The sequence below is a fragment of the Longimicrobiales bacterium genome (genome assembly GCA_028823235.1).
Lineage (GTDB): Bacteria > Gemmatimonadota > Gemmatimonadetes > Longimicrobiales > Gaopeijiaceae > UBA2589.
In genome coordinates, this window is record JAPKBW010000087.1 from 1 (window position 1) to 1,647 (window position 1,647).

2 protein-coding genes are annotated in these 1,647 nt (G+C 61.4%); both read right to left on the reverse strand.

Annotated elements, in window-relative coordinates; all coding sequences use genetic code 11:
- A partial coding sequence (locus tag OSA81_13780) for a hypothetical protein (protein MDE0900072.1) occupies positions 1 to 334 on the reverse strand: 334 nt, incomplete at its 3' end.
- A gap of 582 nt (positions 335 to 916) precedes the next feature.
- Positions 917 to 1,647 (reverse strand): hypothetical protein (locus tag OSA81_13785; protein ID MDE0900073.1); only part of this gene is annotated, 731 nt, incomplete at its 5' end.

A 1,647-nucleotide genomic window follows, 5' to 3' on the forward strand; every position in this document is an offset into this window, starting at 1 on the left:
GCTCAAGTTTGAACTTGAACACCGACCGAGAGCCGCTTTGCTCACTCCACGCATCGATGAGCAAAAACAAGCCCGAATAAACCCAGATCCCCTTTCGGATCTTTTCGTAGGCGTGAACGCGCTCTGGCTCCTCTTCTTCATTGCGGTATGCCTCAGCTGCCGCATAGAAGCGTCCATTCTGGGTAGGAGTACCTCTATCGGTCGCCAGAGGCTGGTCAACTATCTGTGGGACAGGGGTCTCTGTGCTCCGTGGAGCGTTATGGCCTTCGTAGATAAGGGTTTGCCCGTCATCGGATACCTGATCTTCATATGGCGCGCCGACCCGCACGCTCATCAGGATCACACTGTGGGACGGTCCAAGGCGGAAGTTCATGCCGCGCTGAAGTGATGACTGCTCTTCAGTGCACATGGCCATATAGGAGATGACCTGGCCTGGAGAGAAGGGCATCTTGAAAGATTACTTCTAGTTCTGAGAGGTCGTTCTAGGAGTCCTCGTCTAAGGAGGGCAGGGTTGCCAATGGAGCCTCGAAGAGCGTCGCCGAATGGCTGGCTTCAGTGCCTCCACGGAAGCGATGCTCTAGGCGTGCAACGGCATCCCAAATGTTCGGCACTAGGTGGTGCGCCCCCTAGCGCCTACTACCTGCTCGGGAATTTGGTCGCTCTGACCTCCATCGCCGTGTTGGCGCACATCCAGTGCATCAACACCCATGGGGGTAGGTATGGAAACTTCAGCAGCGATCTACGTACGCCGCTCGGCGATGGACGATTCCCAGAATCTGGCTACAGCAGCCCGACGCAGGTCCGCAGTTCTTTCACCGTCTGGCCGGCACCGGGGGGCGAGGTACGCCCCCCGGTGGGCTAGCGCTTCATCGTTGACGGTTGTTCCCGTCGGCTCTAGGGCGCAGCTATCACGGGATCAGCCCCGGGCGGCGAGCACCGCCTCGTGCAGGGGCCCCGGAAGGAGATCCTGGATTTCTTGGCCGTTCGCCCACGAGGCCTCGAGGAGCAGTAAAGCTCCGTACCCCTCGTCGAGGTCGAGCCACACCTGCTGCCCGAAGGGACTGGCCGCGCTAGGTCGCCCGGCCTCCCGGTCGAACCCGAACCCCATGCCGTAGCCCCAGACCTTTCCCGTCGGGTTTCCGTCTGCGTCAATAAACTCGCTGGAACCGCCATAGACCCGGGCGATCCGGTCCTCGTGCATCCGGTCGAGCGACTCGGTCGACAGCACCTGTTCGTCACCGCACATGCCGTCGCGGAGGTGCATCAGGAGCAGCGCAGCGAAGTCGCCGGCGGTCGTGTAGGCACCGGCCATAATCGACGGGTTCTCGGTCGGAGCCAACATCGACACGACATCATCAAGGCCAGCCGGATAGGCGAAGGTCTCGGGGTCGAACGGCAACTGGAACCACGGACTGTTGTAGGCCAGTACATCGAGGCCACAGGGCTGGACGTAGATCTCGTCAACCAACTCGGCCCACGTCTTCCCCGACGCCACCTCGGCCACCGCTCCGGCCACCTGGTAATCGGCCCCGTTGGCAGGCCACCCGAATGCGGTATCCGGTGGGACGAGGTCGGCGTCGTCGTCAGGCGTGGTGAAGATCGTCTCGGCGCACCCCTGCAGCGAACCGACGAACATGACGGAACACA